This window comes from Pontimicrobium sp. MEBiC01747, assembly GCF_053601635.1.
Genome location: NZ_JBSHNS010000538.1, coordinates 26,034 through 47,247, shown reverse-complemented (window position 1 = coordinate 47,247; position 21,214 = coordinate 26,034). Strand labels below are relative to the sequence as shown.

Sequence of the window (21,214 nt, the reverse complement as noted above, 5' to 3'; positions counted from 1 at the left end):
CTTTACACCTAATGGGGATGGGTACCACGATACGTGGAACATCTATGGCTTAGCTGGACAACCAGATGCTATTATTTATATCTTTGACCGTTATGGCAAGCTATTAAAACAACTAAGTCCTTCTGGAAGTGGATGGAATGGTACCTATAATGGCAACCCAATGCCTAATAGTACGTATTGGTTTACGGTACAGTACAGAGAACCGAGCACTAATGAAGTGAAAACGTTTAAGGCCCATTTTGCGTTGAAACGATAAGTTATAGAAAATATTAATACAAAAAAGCCTGAGTTTAAACTCAGGCTTTTTTGTATTAATATTTTGATTGGTTTTATTTAACCTCAAAAGTGATTTTTAAATTTACTCTAAAATCTGATACTTCTCCATCTGTTACACTTGCACTTTGATCTTGTACATAAACAGAACGAATATTTTTAACGCTCTTAGAAGCATGCTTTACTGCTTTTTTTGTTGCGTCTTCCCAACTTTTTTCTGAGTTAGATAATACTTCAATAACTTTTAATACTGCCATAATATATTTATTTAAATTAATAATTTATTAATTTAAAATTACAAATATTGCTATGAAGTCATTGGGTTTTATGATTAAATGAAATTTTTTATTAGATAAACTACCGTTTTTATAGATAAGATTAGCCATTTATAGCCTCAACACTATTTACTTTACCTTTTAACATTTCTTTTAACATGTTTTCTATACCATTTTTTAATGTAAAAGTAGAGGAAGGGCAACCACTACATGCGCCTTGTAAAATAACTTTAACAATTTTAGAGTTAGGATCGTATGATTCAAATTGAATATTCCCTCCATCACTTGCTACAGCTGGCTTAACATATTCTTCTAGGATATTTACTATTTCTTTAGAGATATCATCTAATGTTTCAAAGTGAGCATCAACGTTTTCTGTTGTTTTTTCTATGACTTCAGGAGCATTTAAAGTCACTATTTCTTTTCCGTTTTCAATAAAACTTCTAATAAACTCACGAAGTTCACTTGTAATTTCATTCCAATCTGCAACATCATATTTTGTTATAGACACAAAGTTTTCATCTAAAAACACACTTTTTACAAATGGAAAGTGAAATAACTCTGTAGCTAAGGGTGAGGCTTTAGCTGTATCTATAGAAACAAACTCATAGGCGGCAGTTACTATTTTTTTATTAGCAACAAACTTTAAAACAGAAGGATTTGGGGTGCTTTCTGCATAAACAGTTACAGGTACTTTTTTTGGAGCAATACTTTCTTCTATAACAATACCTCCATCATTTAAATAAGTTTCAATTTGTTCAGCAACTTCATTTTGTACATCTGGCCACTCCACGATATTAAAACGCTCTACTGCAACAAAATTACTTGTAATGTAAACTTTTTTAACAAATGGTAAATAAAATAATTGTTGTGCTAGAGGAGATGATTTTGCTTCGTCTATATTATTAAATTCAAAGCTTTGATGTTGTGTTATAAATTGATTTAATTCAAATTTTATGATCGAATTATTGGAAGTTTCTTGTATTGAGACTTTAAAAGGATTCATTTTGCTCTTTTTTTTTGCAAAAATACTAAAAGAAAAGTAGAGATATCCTATATTTGGATTTTAAAGTAGGGTTTCAATTTATTAAAATGTTTAGTATATGTGATAAATCCTTTTTATATTGGTAGCTTTAACTTTTGTCTGTCTGTTTATAGCAAGTAAATTTATATATTTGGCTACGTTTATAATTTTTTTGACAAAAGAGAGTTAATAATTAAAGAAGAGGTGTAAATCTAAATACCAACATATTTACCTTGAAAAAAAAGACTATGAGATTACAAAGGTTACTTATTTTAGCAGTTTCAGTATTTTTCTTTACTCAATTTGCTAAGGCTCAAGAGGGGCTGCCAATTTATTCAGATTATTTAACAGATAATTATTATTTAATTCACCCTTCTATGGCTGGAGTTGCTAACTGTTCTAAAGTTAGAATTACTGGACGCCAGCAATGGTTTGGTCAAGATGACGCTCCAAAATTATTAACTGCTAGTATAAATGGTAGAATAGGGGAGTCTCAATCTGGAGTTGGAGGAATTGTTTATTCAGATCAAAATGGATTCCATTCGCAAACTGGAGCTTATTTAACTTATGCTCACCATATATTATTTTCTAGAAATGAAGTAGATTTAAATATGCTATCGTTTGGATTAAGTGCAGGTGCTATACAGTATAAGTTAGATGAAACTACGTTTTTATTTGATGGGCCAGATCCAATTATATCTGGAATAGAGCAATCTGCCACCAATTTTAATGTAGATTTTGGTTTTTCTTACCACTTATACGATTTCTATGCACATGCAACTGTAAAGAATTTATTAAAAAATGATGGTGTTAACTTTAATGAGCAAGGTTTAAGTTTTGATAACCTTAGAACTTATATTGTATCTGTTGGTAATACTTTTAGTAATTACAGTAGTGATTGGAGCTTTGAGCCTTCTGCAATGTTTGTTTATAGAGATGCTACAGAGGAAGCGTTTTTTGATATTAATGCAAAAGCATACAAATCAATGGACTTTGGAAAAGTATGGGGAGGTTTATCATATAGAAGAAGTTTAGATGGAGCTGAGTTTGTTGATGGGTCTGGAGTAAGTAGTCAAAAATTACAATACATTACACCAATTTTAGGGGTTGATGTAAATAACTTTGTATTTGCATATACATATAGTTACCAATCTAATTCAGTTGTATTTAATAATGGAGGATTTCACCAAATAACATTAGGATATAACTTTGGTTGTAGAAAAGAACATTATAGCTGTAACTGTCCAGCAATTAACTAAGCCGTTAATTATTATATTATACAAAAGCGCCTCGATTATTAATCGAGGCGCTTTTTGTTTAGATGCAATTCAAGCTTTTTATTTATTCCCAGTTATAATTTTTATATTTTGCTTGTGCTTTTATAGCCTTAATCATAGCGTTTTCTAAGTCGTTAGTTTGAGACTTATTTTGTTTAAGGATATGTTGTTTGCGTTTGGTGTTAAGCTCCTGAATTTTCTTTTGTATGGCTTTACGTTCCTCTCTTTTTTTAGAAATATATGCCTTTATAGCTTCTTTACTTTTATTTTTTAATTCTATAGGTAATTCGTCTTGCTTTAACTCTTCATATTTAAAGTTTTCATCTTCTGAAGCATCTATTAAATCCCAATTAGAATTTTTATATAGGTGAGAGCTTTTACTTACCGTTCTGCTTACAGCATTGGCATTACTATATCCTTTAGCATTAAAATCCTGCTCGACTTGTAACTCCATCTTTTCTTTTCCTATGGCATTATAGGTAACATAGGTGTTATTTAATTTTTTATTATATTCTAATATATCATCATCGTATGGAGTAGAGACATAGGCTGTTGCTTTATTGTGGTTAATAGAAATGTAGTTGCCTTTTGTAATATCTGCACCATCTTTCCAAAAACCAGAAACACCTTGTTCATAATCTCCGCAGAAAATAGTATTAATAGTTATCGCTTTGTTTATAGCTTTTTTAGAAGCCTCTTTATAACTTACTTTTCCTTGAGTAAAAGGCTCATTACCTGCAATAAAAATTAATTTTAAGTCATTAGGGTTACTACCCCATTTTAATTGATCTAAAGCCGTAGTAATAACCTGTCCGCAATATTCGTTACCTCCTTTTGTTGTTAAAGAAAATAATTGCTTAGATATTTCATCTAAATCATTACTAAAAGCTAGTACTTGTCGTATAAAACCTTCCTCTCCATTTAAATTGTCATTTCCATATTCGTATAATGCTATTTCTAAGTTTGGCTTTTTATTGTTGCATTTAGCGTAAGAGAGTTCATTGACAATATCCCACAATTGTGCTTTAGCTTGATCTATTAACCCATCCATACTATTACTAGTGTCTAATAAAAGTGCTACTTTTATATAGTGTTTTGGCGGTGTATTCGTACTTGCTTTATTAAAAGCATAACTGTCGTTTTCTTTTTTTGTATTGGCGTTACACGACGTAAATAGTAATAGTGTAACTATTGTTAGTGTTGTGATAATCGATTTCATGTGTTTATAATTTTTTGATTTACAATGGTCACATGCTGTTCGCTATTAATCATGTCCTTGAATGATAAAGATTTTAGCATGCTCGTTTCATACTATTGTGATATTAATGTTTTTCTTGTTTTGTTTCAAACTCGTAAGACACCGTTAAGGTCATTACATATTGAATACCAATTTTGGGAGAGATTGTCCCGATAACTTTATCGAAAGCAGATGGGTTTTCACCCTCATGGTAAAAGGTTTTATGCTTTCTCGCTTCTTTCTTTATATAGTGTGCTGAGTAATTTCTATTGGTAACAGATAAATTAGAAGATTCTACAGCTTGATACTGTTTATATTGAGATTTAGGGTGTACACTATAAAATTTATCTGAAACAATATGAATTGCCTTTTTAAATTTTGGTTTCGCTAGTTTGGAGTATATTCTTTTGCGTTGTTCAACTATTTTAATACACTCATCAAATAAGGTTTCATACACTTCATCTTCAGAATCATTTACATAATCCACTTTAATAACGTCGTATATGTCCTGTTCCGAACTAAGTTCTATAACAGCATCGATGTCATTAATATTTTTAAGTTTAATGATTAGGTTTTTCTTAATTTCAAACCCTTTTTGGTATTGCGAAGCTTTACTACTTTCAATGTTGTAATCGTAGATTTTAGTTTGTGTTATAAAATCAACGTAGAAGTCTTCGTCTGTAAGACCTAATGTTTTTAAAGCCTTTTTTAAGTTACTAATTCTAGTATTAATTTTTGTGTTACAAGCTTTAACTGTCTGTGCTTCTTGATTAATACCTAATGTGACTATAAAACTATTAGGTAACTTATTTAATAATACTTGAGATGTAATGGTTAAGCCATTAGTATTGGTTTGGATGCTGTTTCTGGTTAGCCTTACACCCGCATTGTAATTGTTTTTATTATAGATTTGATTACCTGTAATTTGAGCGTAACTCATATAGGTGGAACAATATAAGAAAAGGACTAGTATGTATCTGTGTGCTAAAATCATAATATTAATTTTCTAGTTTTAACTCTTTTAAATTAATTGCACCATCATTAGATATAATGAAGTATTTGTTTTTTATAACCTCTTTTTCAATTGGTTTTACGGCTTTAGGTTTAGGGCTATACTGTAATTTAATTTCCATTCCTATTTGTATAACAGGTTCTACAATTGCAGGATTAATAACCACATCGTAGTCTTTAAAAGTAATAGGATCGTAGTAATACGATGTTTGTTTTTTTGCAGTAACAATACCTTTTTTTTTATTAATAGCTTCTAAAGAGATACTATTAAATGCTTGATAGTTTTTATAAAACTCTCTTGGAAAATGACAATATTTTGTGTCTGCTATATTTGGAGTATATGTTTTTAAATCGAAGCCTAAGTCGCTATAAAATTGTTTTTTTTCTTTTAAGGTTTTTAATATTTCCAAACGTAGTTTGGTATATACCTGTTGTATGTTATCTATAAAATAGTCAACTTTAACTAAGTTGTATATTTCATTATTTGCACAAGCAGAAAGGATGTTTTCAAATTGTTCTACTTTATTAAATTTAATATGAATGTTCTGTTGTAATTCAAACCCTTTTGGAACTTCATTATACTTTTTACTAAATAATTTACGTTCTACAACCGTTTCATAAACAGGTACAAACGAGATAACATCTATTACAAAATCCTTAGGAAGGATTCCTTTAGATAAAAGCGTGCTTTTTACTTTAGCTATACGTTCTCTCATTAAGGTATTTGCTTCTTCAGATGTTTTTCCAATTTGTGTAACATTAAAAACAGCAGTGTATGCATCTGCAACAACATTATGTAGTGCTTTTACATTTATTGTAATTGTTGGATTAGGAACTAAATTAGCATGCCTAAAGTTATTTACTTGGTTGTTGTAAATAGTCGCATTTCCTAAAGCTTTTGAGCTCATTACGTTTTGCCTAGAAATAGTTGTTGCATTACCTCTTATTTGAGCTTGGCAAAAAATAGAAGAGGTTAATAATAGAATTAAAATTTTAGTTTTCATGTGCTTGTATATAAATAATTTGCTGATAAACATATGTTTAAGTTTTTTATAAGTAAACAGATAATGAGCGAACTCTACTAGTAAATGAGTGAAGAGGACAAAAAAATGAGTAAAGCTTTATATTTAGGCTTAAACAGCCTACTGTTTTACAGTTAGCTATTTTATTATACCAACTAAAGTGTGTAAGTTTATCCTTTAGTAATTAAAAAGAAATGAAATTTAGAATTATATATATAGTATTATGTTTTTTATTGTTATGTCCTGTTATAACCATAGCGCAAAGCGACATGCATAATGAAGGGAAAGAAGCATTACCCCTTTTTACGGTTAGAGGCTTTGTAAGAGAGAATGATACATATAACCCAATTAAAGATGCCAATATAGAAGTTAATGGAGGTGCTTATACGTCTTCTAACCTTGCTGGAGAGTTTAGAATTCAAGTAAGAAAAGGAGACGAGTTAAGAATTAGCCACAAAGATTTTGAAACCATATACCATACAATAAAAGATAATGAAAGAATAATTGTAGATGTATTACCAAATACAGAAAGGTCTGGAGTTTTTAAAAACAAAAGAAACACAACCTTTAATAGTACTATAGATTCTGCAATTGTTTACAAGAAGAAATCTATAGAAAAAAGTGTGCAATTTATAACCGAAAGTATTAAGCAAAGTAAATCTGTAAAAAATAATGCAGAAGCTTACGAGGTTTTAGCAGACGTTTATATGTATTGGAAACAATACGATTTGGCAGTTAATTATTACAGAATTAGCCTTAATAGCTTAAAAACAAATGAAGTAAGCTTAAAATTAGCAGAAGCTTATAAAAAGAATAAAAACTATCAAGAAAGTTTATCTGTATATAAAGATTTAAAAGAAGAAGAGTTATCTAATTATCAGTTAGTAGAATTCCATGAGGGAGTTGGAGATGTCTATTTTGAAATCAACAAATATGAAAAAGCAATAGAAGCATATAATAAAGGATTAGAAAAAGCAAAACAGCATTTAATCTCCTTAAAGGTTACTAACTTAAATTCTAAAATAGCAGAATCGTATAATAAAAAAGGAGCTATAAATAAAGCCGAAGAATATTTTGACAATTCTTTAGATTTGGCTTCTAAACAGAATAAAACTAGAGCTGTAGAAGAAAAGCTAAAAGTAGCAAATTTTAATAATTCTAATCAGTTTTTTGATAGGGAAATAGAGTTACGAAAAGAATCTATAGAAGTTATTAAAGACATTGAAAAAGATTCTATAATAGATAACGAAAGCCCTTTAACAGTACAAAAACAAAACTATAAAATTGGGAATGCCTATTATTTACAACGAAATTATAAAGCGGCTATTCCTTATTTAAAGGAAAGCATAAAAGAGGCCGAAGAGAAAGAAGATTTAATTGTAGAGTATGACGCGGCACGAAAACTAACCGAAGTGTATGAAGATGCTGGAGACTATGTTAATGCATTAAAAGCATATAAAGAGTATACAAAATCTGTAGAAAAGCTGAATAAGAAAATGAATGACGACATTATAAGGGCAAAGCGTTCTAGTCAAAAAATAAGAAATGATGCAGCGAGAATAAAATCTTTAGAGTCTAATACAGAGTTGAATAGGGCGCTAAGTGATGAAAAAGATAAAAACCAAAAAATTATTATTTACTCTCTTATAGGCGGTGTGTTTTTATTACTGTTTACGGCCTATTTAATGTTTAAGTATATAAAACAACAACGATTAGCTAATAATTTATTAGCATTAAAATCGTTACGAAGCCAGATGAACCCACATTTTATATTTAATGCTTTAAACTCGGTAAATAGTTTTATAGCTACTAACGATGAAAGAACAGCAAATAAGTATTTATCGGATTTTTCAAAGTTAATGAGAGCCGTTTTAGAGAATAGTGAGGAAGATTTTATCCCTTTACAAAAAGAAGTAGAGTTATTAGATTTATATACTAAGTTAGAACATTTTAGATTTAAAGATAAATTTGATTATAGTATAACAGTAGACGACACTATAGACGTCGAGGCATTCCAGATACCGCCTATGCTGTTACAACCTTATATAGAAAATGCCGTATGGCATGGGTTAAGATATAAAGAAAGTAAAGGTAAACTGGACATCTCAATTACAAAAAAATCTGAAGACGAAATAGAAATTATAGTTGCAGATGATGGTATTGGACGTGAAAAATCGAAAGCATTAAAAACGCAAAATCAACAAAAACAAAATTCAAAAGGCATGGGAAACATCAAAAAACGTGTTACAATACTTAACGAGATGTATAAAGATAAAGTTGATGTGTTTATTGATGATTATCAGGACGAAGGAGATAAAGGAACAAAAGTTGTGGTGACCTTAAAAAAAGACTAGAATTAAGCTAATTAGACTTATTATGAAGCAAACATTTAAAAAACGATTAAAAAAAGGAATACTGTACTTAATAATAGTATTCATTGTACTATTCTTATTTAGATTGGCCTATGGTTATACCATTAAAATAAATGAATACGAGCAAGCAAATACATTTTTTCAAGAAATAGCTAACTCTAGAGTTAATTATGCTTCAAAAAAATATAAAATTAAAGCGAATACAAATGCGCCTCAAGGGGCAATAAGTGTAGATCAGAAATACGAGAAAATAGCAACTGTAAATACAAAATCTTCAGAGTTTGAGAAAGAAAAGAAAAACGTTACAGCGGCTATAAAAAGCGAAGATGCTATTATTCAGTTTGAGCAAAATAGCGGAAATAAAGGGCGTCGTAGATTACAGTTATTAATAGGAGTACAACCAGATCGATTTGATAATTTATATGCAGAGTTGTCTAAGATAGGTAATGTACAGTCTAAAGAAATAACTAAAAAAGATAAAACAAACGAGTATAAGCAGCTAAACGCTAAAAAAGAATCGCTATTAAAAATAAGAACATCGTTAATAGAATTAAAAACTAAAGGGGGCAAAATAGAAGAATATATAGATCTTGAAAACAGAATTTTAAGTATAGAAGAAGCGTTACAAGATTTAGGTGTGCAATTAGGAAATTATGATGCTGAGAATGAGTTTTGTACTATAAAATTTTCGCTTGCTGAAGGTGTAAAACAAGAAATAAGCATGCTACATCGTATAAAAGTAGCTTTAGAGTGGGCGGTTTCTACTTACCTACAGCTGTTATTAATTCTATTTTTTATTACAGGATTTGTCTATTTCGTGTTATTAATATTAGACAAACTAAATCTATTTAAATCAATCATAAAAAAACTTCAGGACTAAAATGAAATTAAAATCAATTATAGTTGAAGACGAAGAAACAAGTAGAGAAATACTAAAAAACTACTTAAGTAAATATTGCCCAAATGTTGAAATATTAGGCGAAGCTGCAAACATAAATGAAGCCTTAGAATTAATTAGAAAAGAGCCCTTAGACCTAGTGTTTTTAGATGTAGAAATGCCATATGGTAATGCTTTCGACTTATTAGAAAAAGTGGGCGACAGAACGTTTGAGACGATCTTTGTTACTGCCTACAATCACTATGCTATAGACGCTTTAAATGCTCATGCATCTTATTATTTAATGAAGCCTATTTCTATAGACGAATTAATAAAAGCTGTAGATTATGTTGTGGAAATAAAAACAAAAGAAGAAGCATTGCAAGACCAAGTTCTAGTGCCAAAAACTACACAAAAGGTCGATGGTAAAATAACAATACCGCAACAAGATGGTTTCGAGGTTTTAAACACTGCAGATATTTTGTTTTGTAAAGCAGATGATAATTACACCGAAATATACTTAAACTCCAATAAAAAGAAAGTCGTTAGTAAAACACTTAAGTATTTCGAAGATGTGCTAAAAGATTCTAATTTTGCAAGAATACATAAAAGCTACTTAGTTAATGTTAATGAAATAGTAAAATACATTAAAGGAAAGGGTGGGAGTGTGATTTTAACTAATGGACAAGAGGTTATGGTTTCTGCCAATAAAAAAGCCGAACTATTATCGTACTTTAAATAATTATAAAACTTAATATATGCCAATTATAAAACCCGTAAATGGTAAGACACCACAAATACCTGAAGATTGCTATATTGCTGAAAATGCAACAATTGTTGGCGATGTAAAAATGGGAGTACAATGTAGTATCTGGTTTAATGCTGTACTAAGAGGAGACGTACATTATATTACATTAGGTAATAAAGTAAATGTACAGGATGGAGCAGTAGTACATTGTACTTATAAAAAATACCCAACAACTATTGGTAATAATGTATCTATAGGACATAATGCTATTGTACATGGCTGCATTATTCATGATAATGTGCTTATAGGTATGGGGAGTATTGTTATGGATAATTGTGTTGTAGAAAGTAACAGCATTGTTGCAGCAGGAGCAGTAGTTACACAAAATACTGTTGTAGAATCTGGAAGCATTTATGCAGGTGTACCTGCAAAAAAAGTAAAGGATATAAGTAAAGAGCTTATTAATGGAGAAATTAACAGAATTGCAGAAAATTATGTTAAGTACTCAGGTTGGTTTAAATAATTATAAACTCTAGTAAAGTAAGCACAATGCTTAATTCTATAAGGGACTAAAAGTTACAGATTTATATGTTTTTTAATAGTATTAATTAAATCATCAACAGTTTCTAGTTTGTTAATAACGCTTGTTTTTAACAATGGCTGAAGTGTATTATTATCTTCTCTTAAAATAATAGGATAAGTAAAGTAAGTGTCTTTATATTTTGCTTCAAATTCATCGGTATGTAAAAAGTCCATATCAATAGTACTTTGTAGTCTAAAGGCTTTCCATGTTTTATTTTCAGAAAAAGTATTATGTGTTATAGCACAAAGGTTACAGGCATACGTTTCTGGACGAAATAATTTATGGGCAACATCTAAAACCATGTTCCCAATTCCCGAATTGGCATTATAAATAAATAGCAGTTTACTCATTACCTTTTAGTCTAATAGTATCTAGAAAACTTACTCGAAGGCGTTGAGAATAGTAGTAACTTAGAAGGTTAAGAACTTAAAAGTCTAAAAAAGAAACATTATAGTGTTTGCCCAGTAAAGAGCTCATAACATCTGCATTATTGGCATTAGTAAAAAACTGATGCTTAGGTTTCATTACTGTTGGGTTTAACAATGCATTAGCTTCTAAAACTGTTTTAGTGTGCTTAGCTACTGCCTCGCCCGAATCTATAATTTTAATGTGTTGAGGTAATATTTTAATAAGTTGAGGGATAAGATATGGGTAATGTGTACAGCCTAAAACTAAATAATCTATATTGGCGTTTAGCATGGGTTGCATATATAGTTTAAGTAAGTCCTGCATAGTTTTAGAGTTTATATTACCACTTTCTATTAATGGAACAATGCCTTCTCCTACACGCTCTATAATTGTAATGCCATTAGAGTATAAATCTGTAGTTTCATGAAATAAATGACTTGTAAGAGTCCCTTTAGTTGCTAAAACGCCGATAGCTTTAGTTTTTGTTTGTAAAGCAGCAGGTTTTATAGCTGGTTCTATACCTATAAAAGGAACAGAGTATCGTTTTCTTAATACTTTTATAGCATTAGTTGTAGCGGTATTACAAGCGACTACAATAAGCTTACAGCCTTTGGCTATTAAAAACTCTGTGTTTTTAATACTAAGTTTTATAATTTTATCTTCTCCTTTAGGTCCATAAGGTGCGTGTTTACTATCTGCTAAATAAATAGTACTTTCGTTAGGTAAAAGTGTGTAGATCTCTTTCCATATAGAAGTGCCACCAACTCCAGAATCGAATATGCCTATTGGTTGTTTATTCATTTTAGTTTTATCTCTGCTAAATTTATGGTTTTTTTAATTATAAAGTAGTAAAAATGTGCAGCTATAAAAATATAAAAGCCACCTTAAAAAAGGTAGCTTTTATATGGTAATTTGTTTAGAGTTTTAATTAAAATCCTAATTCTTTTTTTACATCTTCTAGTAAATCTTTACCCTCATGAACGATTACTCCTCCACCTTGAGTAGAATCTAAAACATAATCGAAACCTTGTGCTTTAGCAACTTTTAATATTGCTGCTTTAGCTTTTTCGGTAATAGGTTTTAATAATTCAATTTCTTTGTTTTGTAAATCTTGTTGAGCTTGAGCTTGGTATTGGCGAATAGATTGTTCCATTCCTTGTACTTCTGCAACACGTTTTCTGTTTTCCTCATCTGTTTGAGAAGCTGCTTGCGAATCGTAAAGTTTCATTTTATCTTGAAGCTCTTTAGCAGATGCCTGGATGTCTGTTTCATAAGTCTTTCCTAACTTTTCCATCTCAGCTTTAGCAGCTGCCATTTCTGGCATCCCTTTTATTAATTCTTGCGTATTAATGTGCGCTACTTTACTTTGTGCGCTCATAAAGCTAGTTGCTCCTATAAATAATGCTGCAGCAATTAATAATGTTTTAAATTGTTTCATTTTTAAAATAGTATTTGTGTGTTATAAATATTAATTATTAAGTCTTAGTTGTCGTCTTTTTCGCTCTCTTTCTCTTCTTTAGCTTTTTTGCGATCTTCTAAGATTTTCTTTTTTCTATCTTCTAATGCTTTTTTACGAGCAGCTCTATCTGCTAATTTTTTTTGTTTACGTTCTTCTAAAATTTGCGCTCTAGTTTTTGGTGCTTCTGCACCATCTTCACTCGGTTTAGCATCTTCTCCTTCTTCTGTTTCAGTAGCAGGAGGTGTATTTTTATTTGCAGCTGCTTCTTTTTTCTTTGCTCGCTCTTCTAATATTTTAGCTTTACGTTCTGCTGCTTCTTTTTTCTTTGCTTCTCTAGCTTCTAAAATTTTCTTTTTACGCTCTTCTACTAATTTCTCTCTATCTGCTTTTTTCTTGTCTGCTGCTAACTGTCTAGCATCCTTCTCTTCATTAACCTCTACTGTAAGATCTTCTTCTTTAGCTTTCTTTTTATCTGCTTTATATTTTAATTGCTTACGTTTAGAAGTCCTTGTTATGGTTCTTAATACTTGCTCACTAATATCAAAACGTTCAGCTGAGTAAAGCATTACTACATCTGCAGATTTATCAAAAACAAAATCAAATTTTTTCTTTTTAGCGATGTCTTGTACCGCTTGAAATATTTGATCTTGTACCGGCTGCATTAATTGTCTTTTTTGGATCATTAAATCACCTTCTGGACCAAATCGTTTTTGTTGGTATTCTAAGATTTCTTTTTCTTCAAAAAACAAATCTTCTTCGCGTTCTTCTATAAGTTCTTTAGTTAAAAGTGCTTTTTCGTTATTTAACTCCTTACGTTTTTGCTCAATACCACTTAATTTAGTTTCAATTTCTCCTTTCCATTTTTGTACTTTGGATTCTAATTGAGACGTTGCTTCTGCATATTCAGGAACATTCTGTAAAATATATTCTGTATCTATGTATCCAATTCTTACACCTCGTTGTGCATTAACGGATAGACTTAGCATAGACACTAAAGTCAGTAAAAAAAGAACTTTTAATTTCATCTGTTTTAATATTTTAATATTTATTACTCCTATAAACTCAAAAATTCACAGATGATTGTTTTGATTCTGCTTTTATTTTGAATTAATTGAATAAAAGTAATGAATTTTAATTTTAAAATTTTTAATTCATGAATCAAATCTTCAAACTGTACCTTGAAAATATCGTGCCAAAAATAAAAATTTAAAAAATCCTAACATACTTATTAGCATATAAATTGGAATATTTAAGCTTCTTTTTTTTAGAATTGTTGCCCTATAATGAAGTGAGTTTCCCAACCATGTTTAACAGTTTGGCCTGGTAAAGCATCGAAACCATGACCGAAATCTATACCTAATAAACCAAATGCAGGCATGAATATTCTAACTCCAAACCCAGCAGATCTGTTAACATTAAACGGATCGTAATCTCTAAAGTTGCTATAAGAACCTCCAGCATCTAAGAAACCTAATGCATATATTTTAGCACTTTGCTTTAATGTTATTGGGTAACGTAGCTCTAATGAGAATTTATTATAAATAGTACCTCCATCTTGAGTAGATAAAGATTGGTTAGGGTAACCACGTAGGGCAATAGCTTCTCTACCATCTAAACTTACTGCTCCTAATCCATCTCCTCCTACAAAGAAACGCTCGAAAGGTATAACTCCTCTATCTTGATTATATGCGCCTAAGAATCCAAATTCTATAGAAGATTTAAATACAAATTTGTCTACTACTTTTGTATACCAATCGCCTTTAAACTTAATTTTATAAAATTCTAACCATTTAAAACGTTCTTGGTCTATTTCAGAAATTCTCGCTGAGGCTTCGTTTCTATCTGCAACAGCATTGTTAGAATCCCTAATGATAGCTTGGTTAGCTGCGCGCTCTTCTCGTAACGATTTATAGTCTACTCCGTTAAATAAAGAGTATGGAATAGACAATTTAGCTGTTGCAGAAAAATTAGATCCCTGAGTAGGAAATACAGGGTCATTAGCGGTATTGTTACGACTTAAGCCTACTGTATACGATAAGTTATTAGAGTATCCATCTCCAAAAGTAAATAAACCTGTATTATAGTTTTTTAAATTATAGTGTTGGAAACTTAACGCTTGAGATAATGTGAAATAATCATCTGGTATAGCTAAACGTTTTGCTAAACCAACTGTAATTCCTGTAATGTTGAAACGTCTGTTTTTATCAGCTCTTCTTGTTTGCGGGTTAAATAAAAATTGCTTTGTATGCGATAAAGATGTCGAAAACTGAACTGGTTTTTTACCTCCTAACCAAGGTTCTGAGAATGAAAAACTATAAGTTTGAAAGAAACGACTTGCTTGTAAACGTAATGCTAATCTTTGTCCATCTCCAGTTGGGATTGGTCTATAAGCATCTTTTTTAAAGATATCTTTTAATGCAAAGTTGTTAAAAGATAACCCTAAAGTTCCTATAAAACCTCCTCCGCCATAACCACCTTGTAGCTCTATTTGGCTAGATCCAGATTCTACAACGCCATATTCTATATCTATAGTTCCATCTTCTGGATTTGCATTTTTAAATTGAGGGTCTATTTGCGAAGCATCAAAAAATCCTAACTGGCTTAATTCACGAACGGTTCTTACAACATTTGCTTTACGGTATAATTGCCCTGGTCGTGTTCTTAATTCTCTATAAATAACATGGTCATTAGTTTTTTCATTACCTATTACAGATATTTTATTAAAGTATACAGGTTTTCCTTCTGTAATTCTAATTTCCATATCTATAACATTTCCATCTGCATTAACTTCTACTGGGTTTATTGTTGAAAATAAATAACCATTGTCTTGGTATAAGTTAGTAATATCATCTCCATCTGGTCTAGTATTATCTGCAATTCTTTTAGCTAATAGTACACCATTATAAGTATCTCCTTTATCTATTTTTAACTTACGTTTTAATTCCTCATCAGAGTAGACTGTGTTTCCAATAAATTCTATATTTCCAAACGTGTACTTTTCTCCTTCTTCTACCTTAATACCTATATTAATAGAACCATCGCTATTTTTGGTTAATGTGTCAGAAATTATACGCGCATCTCTATAACCGTTTTCTTTATATTTATCAATAACTGTTACTAAATCTTCTTTAAAGTCTGCTTCTATATACTTAGAGCGTTTAAAAATACGAATAGGGTTCTTTTTCTTCGTATTTTTCATTGCCTTTCTAAGCTTTTTATCGCTTAAAACGCTATTGCCATCAAAAGTAATGTCTTTAATTTTTACTTTGTCTCCTTTGTCTATGGCTACTACCATATTAACACGTGATTTCTTTACAGAATCCTGTATTTCTATAACGTTAACATTAACTTTGGTGTTTAAATAGCCTTCCTTTTTGTATTTATTTTGAAGGTAGTTTTTTGTAGTTGTAATTAAATTTTCAGTAACCTTAGTTCCTTTATTTAATTTGTTGTCTTTTATTAATGCTTCTTTTTTTCCTTTTTTTATACCAGTAATTTTTACATCTACTAATTCAGGTAAATCAGAAAGTCTTATTTCTATATAGGCATTTTGCCCTTCTACTTTTGTTAAGTATAGCTCAATATCACTAAAAAGATTAGATTTCCATAGTTTTTTTATGGCTTTACTAATTTTTTCTCCTGGTATAAAAATTTCATCTCCTTTTCTAAGTCCAGAATAAGTAATTATGGTTTGCCCACTAAAAGAAGTATTTCCTTTTACTGTTATTTCTGCAATGGTATATTTTTTACCATTTGTAGCCGGTGTGTTTTGCGCTTGTGTAATAAAGTTACTAATTGTAAATAATACAATTAGTGCGTATTGTAAATATGTTTTCAAAGGTAATTGTTTAGCTGATTTGTTCACTTGTTTTTCCAAAGCGTCTTTCTCTTTTTTGATATTCAATTATAGCATCACACAAATGTTGCTTCTTAAAATCTGGCCAAAGTATAGGTGTAAAATATAATTCGGCATAGGCTATTTGCCATAATAAAAAATTACTTATACGTTGTTCTCCACTAGTTCTAATTAGTAAATCTACGTCTGGTAAATTTTGCGTGTAAAGATGCTCATTAATAATTGATTCATCAATATTTTCAGTAGAAATTATATTATTTTTAACTTTAATACTTATTTCTTTCACTGTATTTAACAGTTCTTCTCTAGAACCGTAACTTAACGCTAAGGTTAAAGTCATTCGCTTATTATCTTTAGTCGTTTCAATAACTTCTTGTAACTCGCGATATACTTTTTTAGGTAAGGATTTCAGGTTACCTATAGCTGTTAATTTAATATTGTTGTCTATGAGTGTTTTAATTTCTTTTTTTAGAGAAGACACGAGTAATTTCATTAAAGTGTCTACCTCTAATTTGGGTCTATTCCAGTTTTCTGTAGAAAAAGCATAAAGTGTTAGGTTTTCTATACCCAACTCGGCGCAAGCCTCCACAGTATTACGAACAGATTTAGTACCATTTTCATGACCAAAAGCACGTAACATACCTTTTTGTTTGGCCCAGCGCCCATTACCATCCATAATAATGGCGATATGCTTAGGTAATTGTTTTGTATTTATTTTTGTTATATCCACTTCTAATAATTGCAATAACAGGGGTTTCTTCCAAAGGTATATGTTAAAGTTATACCTGTAAAGGTGTACCAGTCATTATTATTAACATTTCCAAAACTTAAGCGTTCTATATTCTCTTTAGTATCTGGAACACTTCCATCAATTTCATCTGTAAATGTATATCTAGCACCTACTTCTAGTGCAAGAACAAAATGGTCTGCTACAGCCATTTTATAACCTAATACCATAGGTATACCATAAGCGAAACTAGTAGTTTCCTCAGATTGAATAACCCCATTAGAGAAAAAATAGTTGTCATGTTTAGCGATACTAATACCAGAATATAGGTAGGGTGTAGACACATTGTCTCCACTATGAAGGTTAAAATCTAGAAAGGTAAACTCCATTCCTGCAGAAAACTCTATAATTTTATTTTTAAACTCGTACCCTCTAATAATTCTACTTGGGTCGTCGGAATCTTTATCAATACCTTCTAAATCTGTGAATGTTAATGAAGCTCTAAAAGAGTGTCTTGGACTTCTGTTCCATTTATATATAGCGCCTATTGCTAGGTTTTTTGGAGCTATATATGTAGTAGACCCTACATCTCCAATAAAGTTGCTTCCTCCTGCAAATACACCAATTTCGTGTATTTGAGCAGTGCTAAATTGAGTGCTTAAAAATATTAATACTATAATGGTTAAATACCTCATAAATCTTCAAAAGTTTGCAAATATAATAAATAAGATGTGCCTATAATAATTTGAATCAAATAGTTATAGTCTAAAAACTGTTTTTAGCTTAATTTATTGTTTAATTACGCTTATCCTCTCCCCAAAGTAATTTTTTACGAAGAGTATCCAGAAAGCTTTCATCGTTGAGTTCTATCATGTTAATCGTAAAATCTGCCTTTTTTAAAGTAATTATGGTTTCGTTAGATAATGTTGCTATTCTAGAATCTAGAGACACTAAATAATTATCTTCTCTACCACTAACTTTTAATTGTATGGTTGTAGAGTCTTCAATAACTAAAGGTCTTGCGCTTAAATTATGTGGCGCTATGGGAGTAAGTACAAAACTTGTTGTGTCTGGCGTAATTACAGGTCCTCCGCAACTTAATGAGTATCCAGTAGAACCAGTAGGAGTAGAAATAATTAAACCATCACTCCAATAGGATGTTAAAAACTCATTGTTAAGGTAGGTTTCTACAGTAATCATAGAAGTTGTGTTTTTTCTACTTACTGCTATTTCGTTGAGTGCAAAATTTAATCCTACAATATCACTATTAGAAGGAGATGTTTCAATAGATAGCAAGGTGCGTTTAGATAAAGTATAATCTTTATCTAATATTTGTTGTATTGCTTTTTCTATTTCATCATGTTGTATGGTTGCTAAAAAGCCTAATCGACCAGTATTAATTCCTACAATAGGTATATTTAAATCTTTTAAATAGGTAATGGCTCTTAAAATAGTACCATCTCCTCCAATACTTATTAATAAATCGAAAGTATCATCTAATCTAGAAAAAGATTGTATTGCCGAATTATTTTGTATAGCAGAGTTTAAGTTTTTAAGAAAATTATGTTCAATAAAAACAGTCATTTTTTTATCTAAAAGCACATGCAATAAAACATTGAAGGACTCTAAAGATTTGTTTTTATAATATTGACTGTAAATAGCTACCTTCATACAATTATATATTTAGGTATTTATTTAAATAATTTGAGCGTTCTTTTAAACTTTCGATATAACTATCTTCTTCTTGCCCTGCAATAACATTATAACTGTAACGTCTAAAGGTTTGCATGATATCGTTTAAGCTAGTATTCCCTATTTTTAATGTTATTTGCGCAACATCATTTTCTATTTTAGAAATAAAAGCGCCTAATAACTTGCCGTTGTTAGATTCTACTATCTGGCTAACTTCGCTAAACGAGTAATCTACTAGGCCTTTTTCGACTATTAAAATAGCTCCAGCTTCAGAAAAGAAAGGTGTTTCGTTAAATAAGCCTATAATATCATTAAGCTCATAATACCCCAAATAAGTGTTATTTACATTTAAAACAGGCATTATGTTTGTGCCGTTTTGGGCAAAAGCTTCTAATACATCTAACCAATTAGTTTGGTCTCTTACAAAGAACCCTTCAATAGCATAACTACAATCTTTAACCTGCTTTTTACTTTCAAAACAATGAACATCTGTTTCAGACAAGCAACCGAGATAAACCCCTTCTTCATCTTTAATTGGGATATGAGAATAAGTTAGTTGATTGAATAATAACTGTAACTCACTAACATTATCTGTATTTGTAAGTGGTTTTATATCGTTTATTATGTATGTTGAAAGATTCATTATTACAATTTAGTATTATGCAAATTAATTAAAAAATAGTATAAAACCGCTGATCTACTTCGTATTTTTGCCTTTAAATTAAGTACAAATGACAAAATTAAGTGTTAATATAAATAAGATTGCAACATTAAGAAACTCTAGAGGAGGAGATACACCTAACGTTGTGCAATTTGCTAAAGATGTACAACGGTTTGGAGCAGAAGGCGTAACTATACACCCAAGACCAGACGAACGCCATATTAAATATAAGGATGCTTACGATTTAAAACCTGTGGTTTATACAGAATATAATATAGAAGGTAACCCAAATCCTAAGTTTGTAGATATGGTTTTAAATATAAAACCAACACAAGTAACATTAGTACCAGATGCAGTAGATGCTTTAACAAGTAATGCCGGTTGGGACACTATTACAAATAAAGATTTTTTAGTAGATGTAATAAAACAATTTCAAGAAGAAGGTATTAGAACATCTATTTTTGTGGACCCAGAATTAAAGCAAATAGAAGGCGCGAAAGCAACAGGGACAGATAGAATAGAGTTGTACACAGAAGCTTTTGCGCATCAATACAGTTTAGGCAATACTAAAGCTATTGAACCTTATACTAAATGTGCAGAATTAGCAAACTCATTAGGATTAGGAGTAAATGCAGGACACGATTTATCGTTAGATAATATTCAGTTTTTTCAACAAAATATTCCAGGACTATTAGAAGTCTCTATTGGTCATGCTTTAGTTTCGGAAAGTTTATACTTAGGTATAGAAAATGTGGTAAATATGTACTTAAATAAATTGAAGGGATAGTTTTGCAGTAGGCAGTAGGCAGTAGGTTTGAGAAAGTTTCGTGTTAATTAGTGAAATTCGTGTCAAAAAAAGGAATAAAATAAAACAAATAGTATTGGATTTATTTCGCATCAAGAAAAAGAATAAACAATAATGATATTACATTCAAATATATTGGGAGAAGGCAAACCATTTATTATTCTACATGGTTTTTTAGGAATGAGCGATAACTGGAAAACGTTAGGACGAAAATTTGCCGAACAAAACTTTGAAGTACACCTTGTAGATCAACGAAATCACGGAAGAAGTTTTCATGATAATGCGTTTGATTACGAAGTTATGGTGGAAGACTTAAAGCACTATTGTAAAACACATCAATTAAAAGATGTTGTGTTATTGGGGCACTCTATGGGAGGTAAAACAGCTATGCTATTTGCTACAGAATATCCAGAAGTAGTATCTAAATTATTAATAGCAGATATATCACCTCGTTTTTACCCAGTGCACCATGATGCTATTTTAAATGGATTGCAGGCTTTGGATTTTAATGAAATAAAAACAAGAACAGCTGCAGATAAAGTGCTAGCCAATTATGTGAGCGAATTTGGAACACGTCAGTTTTTACTCAAAAATTTATATTGGGTAGAAAAAGGGCAGTTAGGCTTACGTATCAATTTAGCAGTGTTAGCCGAAAATGTAAGCGAAGTAGGAGAAGCTTTGCCAACCCATGCTAAATTTACGAAACAGACTCTATTTTTAAGAGGGGATAAAAGTGAATATATAGCATTAGAAGATGAAGCTATAATACAAACACACTTCCCAGAAGCGAAAATAAAAACGATTAAAAAAGCGGGACATTGGTTACATGCTGAAAACCCAGAGGATTTTTATGAAGCTGTAATTAATTTTGTAAATTGAAAGACTATTAATCCAAATTATATAAATT

Annotated in this window: 22 protein-coding genes; 8 read left to right on the top strand and 14 right to left on the bottom strand. The window is 30.5% G+C overall.

Features of this window, described 5'->3' with window-relative positions:
* Positions 1-256: T9SS type B sorting domain-containing protein (locus ACVC2P_RS17695; protein WP_452597130.1), on the top strand; the 256-nt coding region annotated here is incomplete at its 5' end.
* A gap of 73 nt (positions 257-329) precedes the next feature.
* On the opposite strand, the gene ACVC2P_RS17690 is transcribed toward ACVC2P_RS17695, so the two are convergent.
* Both ACVC2P_RS17690 and ACVC2P_RS17685 read right to left on the bottom strand, forming a co-directional pair.
* Positions 330-530 carry a dodecin family protein gene (locus tag ACVC2P_RS17690; protein WP_452599775.1) on the bottom strand — a complete coding sequence of 67 codons (201 nt, stop codon included), beginning with the start codon at positions 528-530 and terminating at the stop codon, positions 330-332.
* Positions 531-651: 121 nt separating this feature from the next.
* Positions 652-1,554 carry a NifU family protein gene (locus tag ACVC2P_RS17685; RefSeq protein ID WP_452599774.1) on the bottom strand — a complete coding sequence of 301 codons (903 nt, stop codon included), beginning with the start codon at positions 1,552-1,554 and terminating at the stop codon, positions 652-654.
* Positions 1,555-1,820: 266 nt separating this feature from the next.
* On the opposite strand from ACVC2P_RS17685, the gene ACVC2P_RS17680 reads away from it, so the two are divergent.
* A complete protein-coding gene (locus ACVC2P_RS17680) occupies positions 1,821-2,831 on the top strand; it encodes a PorP/SprF family type IX secretion system membrane protein (RefSeq protein WP_452599773.1) in 1,011 nt (336 codons plus the stop codon).
* An 82-nt stretch (positions 2,832-2,913) separates the two neighbouring features.
* Here the strand turns inward: ACVC2P_RS17680 and ACVC2P_RS17675 are convergent, their stop codons facing one another.
* From ACVC2P_RS17675 to ACVC2P_RS17665, 3 genes are all read right to left on the bottom strand, one after another.
* Entirely contained in the window at positions 2,914-4,068 is a 1,155-nt protein-coding gene (locus tag ACVC2P_RS17675) for a vWA domain-containing protein (RefSeq protein WP_452599772.1), read from the bottom strand.
* A gap of 103 nt (positions 4,069-4,171) precedes the next feature.
* Positions 4,172-5,026, bottom strand: a complete 855-nt coding sequence (locus ACVC2P_RS17670; RefSeq protein WP_452599771.1) for an SIMPL domain-containing protein — start codon at positions 5,024-5,026, stop codon at positions 4,172-4,174.
* Between the two features lie 58 nt (positions 5,027-5,084).
* Complete coding sequence (locus ACVC2P_RS17665) at positions 5,085-6,101, bottom strand: SIMPL domain-containing protein (RefSeq protein ID WP_452599770.1); 1,017 nt, start codon at positions 6,099-6,101, stop codon at positions 5,085-5,087.
* A 212-nt stretch (positions 6,102-6,313) separates the two neighbouring features.
* On the opposite strand from ACVC2P_RS17665, the gene ACVC2P_RS17660 reads away from it, so the two are divergent.
* The 4 genes from ACVC2P_RS17660 to ACVC2P_RS17645 are packed head-to-tail and all read left to right on the top strand — an operon-like array spanning position 6,314 to position 10,639.
* Positions 6,314-8,473: a tetratricopeptide repeat-containing sensor histidine kinase gene (locus tag ACVC2P_RS17660; RefSeq protein WP_452599769.1), complete on the top strand. Its 2,160-nt coding sequence runs from the start codon at positions 6,314-6,316 to the stop codon at positions 8,471-8,473.
* Positions 8,474-8,495: 22 nt separating this feature from the next.
* A complete protein-coding gene (locus tag ACVC2P_RS17655) occupies positions 8,496-9,371 on the top strand; it encodes a DUF4349 domain-containing protein (RefSeq protein WP_452599768.1) in 876 nt (291 codons plus the stop codon).
* A 1-nt stretch (position 9,372) separates the two neighbouring features.
* The gene (locus ACVC2P_RS17650) at positions 9,373-10,110 is read left to right on the top strand and encodes a LytR/AlgR family response regulator transcription factor (RefSeq protein ID WP_452599767.1); all 738 of its coding nucleotides are present in this window, start codon (positions 9,373-9,375) and stop codon (positions 10,108-10,110) included.
* A 16-nt stretch (positions 10,111-10,126) separates the two neighbouring features.
* On the top strand, positions 10,127-10,639 hold the full coding sequence (locus ACVC2P_RS17645) for a gamma carbonic anhydrase family protein (protein ID WP_452599766.1): 513 nt from the start codon (positions 10,127-10,129) through the stop codon (positions 10,637-10,639).
* 53 nt (positions 10,640-10,692) lie between these two features.
* Here the strand turns inward: ACVC2P_RS17645 and ACVC2P_RS17640 are convergent, their stop codons facing one another.
* From ACVC2P_RS17640 to ACVC2P_RS17600, 9 genes are all read right to left on the bottom strand, one after another.
* Positions 10,693-11,049 (bottom strand): GTPase, encoded by a 357-nt coding sequence (locus ACVC2P_RS17640; RefSeq protein ID WP_452599765.1) that lies wholly within the window; start codon positions 11,047-11,049, stop codon positions 10,693-10,695.
* Positions 11,050-11,125: 76 nt separating this feature from the next.
* On the bottom strand, positions 11,126-11,908 hold the full coding sequence (gene murI / locus ACVC2P_RS17635; protein WP_452599764.1) for a glutamate racemase: 783 nt from the start codon (positions 11,906-11,908) through the stop codon (positions 11,126-11,128).
* 127 nt (positions 11,909-12,035) lie between these two features.
* Entirely contained in the window at positions 12,036-12,545 is a 510-nt protein-coding gene (locus ACVC2P_RS17630) for an OmpH family outer membrane protein (protein WP_452599763.1), read from the bottom strand.
* 44 nt (positions 12,546-12,589) lie between these two features.
* A complete protein-coding gene (locus tag ACVC2P_RS17625; RefSeq protein WP_452599762.1) occupies positions 12,590-13,591 on the bottom strand; it encodes an OmpH family outer membrane protein in 1,002 nt (333 codons plus the stop codon).
* Positions 13,592-13,830: 239 nt separating this feature from the next.
* Positions 13,831-16,443, bottom strand: coding sequence for an outer membrane protein assembly factor BamA (gene bamA, locus ACVC2P_RS17620; RefSeq protein ID WP_452599761.1), 2,613 nt, complete (start codon positions 16,441-16,443; stop codon positions 13,831-13,833).
* Complete coding sequence (locus ACVC2P_RS17615) at positions 16,415-17,098, bottom strand: isoprenyl transferase (protein ID WP_452599776.1); 684 nt, start codon at positions 17,096-17,098, stop codon at positions 16,415-16,417. Before ACVC2P_RS17615 ends, bamA begins: the two co-directional genes overlap by 29 nt.
* A gap of 56 nt (positions 17,099-17,154) precedes the next feature.
* Positions 17,155-17,844, bottom strand: coding sequence for a type IX secretion system protein PorG (gene porG, locus ACVC2P_RS17610; RefSeq protein WP_452599760.1), 690 nt, complete (start codon positions 17,842-17,844; stop codon positions 17,155-17,157).
* A gap of 100 nt (positions 17,845-17,944) precedes the next feature.
* Entirely contained in the window at positions 17,945-18,820 is an 876-nt protein-coding gene (locus ACVC2P_RS17605) for an NAD kinase (RefSeq protein WP_452599759.1), read from the bottom strand.
* Between the two features lie 4 nt (positions 18,821-18,824).
* The gene (locus ACVC2P_RS17600) at positions 18,825-19,484 is read right to left on the bottom strand and encodes an acetoin utilization protein acuB (protein ID WP_452599758.1); all 660 of its coding nucleotides are present in this window, start codon (positions 19,482-19,484) and stop codon (positions 18,825-18,827) included.
* Between the two features lie 88 nt (positions 19,485-19,572).
* On the opposite strand from ACVC2P_RS17600, the gene ACVC2P_RS17595 reads away from it, so the two are divergent.
* A complete protein-coding gene (locus ACVC2P_RS17595) occupies positions 19,573-20,289 on the top strand; it encodes a pyridoxine 5'-phosphate synthase (protein WP_452599757.1) in 717 nt (238 codons plus the stop codon).
* A 132-nt stretch (positions 20,290-20,421) separates the two neighbouring features.
* The gene (locus tag ACVC2P_RS17590; protein ID WP_452599756.1) at positions 20,422-21,186 is read left to right on the top strand and encodes an alpha/beta fold hydrolase; all 765 of its coding nucleotides are present in this window, start codon (positions 20,422-20,424) and stop codon (positions 21,184-21,186) included.
* Positions 21,187-21,214 lie beyond the last annotated feature (28 nt).